This window comes from Vicinamibacteria bacterium, assembly GCA_035570235.1.
Classification (GTDB): domain Bacteria; phylum Acidobacteriota; class Vicinamibacteria; order Fen-336; family Fen-336; genus DATMML01.
In genome coordinates, this window is record DATMML010000033.1 from 1 (window position 1) to 2,623 (window position 2,623).

The window sequence follows — 2,623 nt, forward strand, 5'->3', positions numbered from 1 at the left end:
GGCCTTAACCTCCACCACCCCCTCGCCCACCTCCAGCACGGAGATGTCGAAGGTGCCGCCCCCGAAGTCGTACACCGCGATCGTCTCGTCCTTCTTCTTGTCCAGGCCGTAGGCGAGGGCGGCCGCGGTGGGCTCGTTCACGATCCGCGGGACCTCGAGCCCGGCGATCTTGCCCGCGTCCTTGGTGGCCTGGCGCTGGGAGTCGTTGAAGTAGGCCGGCACCGTGATCACGGCCTTCGTCACCTTCTCGCCCAGGTGGTGCTCCGCCGCCTCCTTCATCTTCTGGAGGATCATGGCCGAGATCTCGGGAGGGGAGAACAGCTTGCCGTCGATGGACACGCGGACATCCCCGTTGGGCGCCTCCACCACCTTGTAGGGGACCATCTTGTTCTCCTCCGTCACCTCGGAGAACTTCCGGCCCATGAAGCGCTTGATGGAGAAGATCGTGTTCTCGGGGTTCGTCACCGCCTGTCGCTTCGCCACCTGGCCTACGAGGCGCTCGCCGCTCTTCGAGAAGGCCACCACCGACGGCGTCGTCCGACCCCCTTCGGGGTTGGTGAGGACGACCGGGTTGTCGCCCTCCATGACCGCCACCACCGAGTTCGTCGTCCCGAGGTCAATGCCAATGATCTTGCTCAAGAGAAACCCTCCCCAACTCAAAGACTATGGGTTGAGTGCCAAAATGTCAACTCATTTGCGCGCATATGGTTTATCAGTTTGATTCTGTTGAGGTTAGCTTGACATTTGGCAGGTCGGAGCTAACATGGGGACGTGGTGGCGACGTTCGAATACCGGGGGGACGCGCTTCACTCCTCGGGCCCCAGCCCAACCCTCGCCGCGGCCTCCGCGGCCCTTCCCGCCGGGGCCTACACCAGCCTCCGCACCTATGGGGGCCGCCGGGTCCTGCGCCTCGCCCAGCATGTCCGCCGGCTCGAGGAGTCCCTCCCCGGCGACTCCCCTTCCCTCCCGGAGTCCACCGTCCGCGCGGCCGTGACCGCCGCGCTCGAGGCGACCGGGCACCCCGAGTCGCGGCTGCGTCTGACCTACGCGCCGCCCCGTCTGTTCGTCTCCGTCGAGCCCTACGAGCCTCTGCCGGAGGCCTTCTACCGCGCCGGCGTCGCCTGCGCGACCCTTGGCCTACGTCGCGACAACCCCCGCGCCAAGGACACCCGCTTCATCGCGACCGCCGCCGAGGCCTACCGCGCGCTCCCCCCCGGCGTGCAGGAGGGCCTGATGCTGGGAGAGAGCGGGACGATCCTGGAGGGGCTCTCCAGCAACTTCTTCGCCATCACAGGGGGCGAGCTCCGCACCGAGGAGGAGCGGGTCCTCCACGGGGTGACCCGGGCCCTGGTCCTGGAGGTCGCGCGGGGGGTCCTGCCCCTCGTCCTCCGGCCCGTGCGCGTCGATCAGCTGGCCGAAGTGGACGAGTGCTTCATCACCAGCGTGTCGCGCGAGATCCTGCCCGTGGTGACGATCGACGGCCACGCCATCGGGGGGGGAGGGCCGGGGGCGGTGACCCGCGATCTGATGGGACGCTGGTCGACTCTTGTCCAGCGCGAGGCGGAAGAGCTCCTCTAGGAGCCCCGATTCCCCGGGCAAAGGGGCAATCAGGAGGAGGTCTCGGCCCACTTCCCCTGGCCCTCGAAGACCCGCAGCACGAAGGGGAAGCCCATCCTCTCCTTGAGCTCGCGGGCGAGCAGCTCGCAGATGTTCTCGACCGAGGGGTACTCCAGGAAGTCGTTCCAATGGCGGTGATCGTAGCGCTGGAGCACGGACCTTATGTGGGCCTTAAGGTCGGCAAAGTCCACGAGCATCCCCCCGCTCTTCTCGCCCTCGATGACCACCTCCACCTTGTAGGTGTGGCCGTGAAGCTGGCCGCACTTGGGGTGGCCGGGCAGAAAGTGGGCGCAGTCCATGTGCTCGGTCACGCCCAGCCGCATCAGGTGAGCGTACTGCTTAAGGGCAGGCGACTCAAACCTGGCTGCGGGCGCGGTCCGCGCGGTAACGGCGGGGTGTCGGATCGCGGCCGGTGCGGATGGCCTCCGCCACCCAGCGCGCAGCCAGAAGCGCGTAACCGTGGCCCAGGCTCCCGTAGCCGACGGCGGCGGCGGCAGGCAGGCCGGGCAGCAGGCCGATTGAGGGGAATCCATCGGGGGATGCGTCCAAGGCGACGCTCTCCCGGGCGCCCGGGGAGGGCAACACGGGGAGGCGCCCGGGCTTTGGCCCTTTGTCTTCGGCCTTGGTCCCCCCCAAAAGGACCATCCGCAAACCGTCGCTTCCCAGCCGCCAGGCGCGGCCGCCTCCGGACGTCCGCGCCGGGGTGGGCAGGTGAGCCCCCGGCTCAGGCTCCAGGGCCAGGCGCTCCCCCTCTTGGGCCACGATTCGACCTTCCAGGAGGGGGACCAGGCTGGGCGCCGCGCCGCCCAAGGCCAGAATCGCCCAGGGGGCGTGAACGCGGCCGCCCGCGGTGACCGCCTCCGCTCCCGAGGTGGTGAGGGCGAGCTCCCGGACGGGGCTTCCCTCGTGAAAAACGGCACCCCCCTCCGTGGCCGCGCCGGCCAGAGCTTGGACCAGCCGCCGGCTGTCGATCTCACCCTCCTCCGCCGCCCAGTAGGCGGCGGAG

4 protein-coding genes are annotated in these 2,623 nt (G+C 69.0%); 1 reads left to right on the plus strand and 3 read right to left on the minus strand.

The window, feature by feature from the left end; translation table 11 throughout:
- Nucleotides 1–639 (minus strand): Hsp70 family protein (locus VN461_05160; GenBank protein ID HXB54149.1); only part of this gene is annotated, 639 nt, incomplete at its 3' end.
- 135 nt (nucleotides 640–774) lie between these two features.
- Between VN461_05160 and VN461_05165 the strand changes: the two genes are divergently transcribed.
- Nucleotides 775–1,578, plus strand: coding sequence for an aminotransferase class IV (locus VN461_05165; protein ID HXB54150.1), 804 nt, complete (start codon nucleotides 775–777; stop codon nucleotides 1,576–1,578).
- A 29-nt stretch (nucleotides 1,579–1,607) separates the two neighbouring features.
- On the opposite strand, the gene VN461_05170 is transcribed toward VN461_05165, so the two are convergent.
- Together VN461_05170 and VN461_05175 are read right to left on the minus strand one after the other, a co-directional pair.
- A complete protein-coding gene (locus tag VN461_05170) occupies nucleotides 1,608–1,940 on the minus strand; it encodes a 6-carboxytetrahydropterin synthase (GenBank protein HXB54151.1) in 333 nt (110 codons plus the stop codon).
- Between the two features lie 31 nt (nucleotides 1,941–1,971).
- On the minus strand, nucleotides 1,972–2,623 hold a 652-nt coding region (locus VN461_05175), incomplete at its 5' end, for an FAD-dependent oxidoreductase (GenBank protein ID HXB54152.1).

Excerpts from the sequence above, each read along its gene's own strand:
- VN461_05170 (HXB54151.1), bottom strand. The coding sequence starts at position 1,940 with ATGCGGCTGGGCGTGACCGAGCACATGGACTGCGCCCACTTTCTGCCC.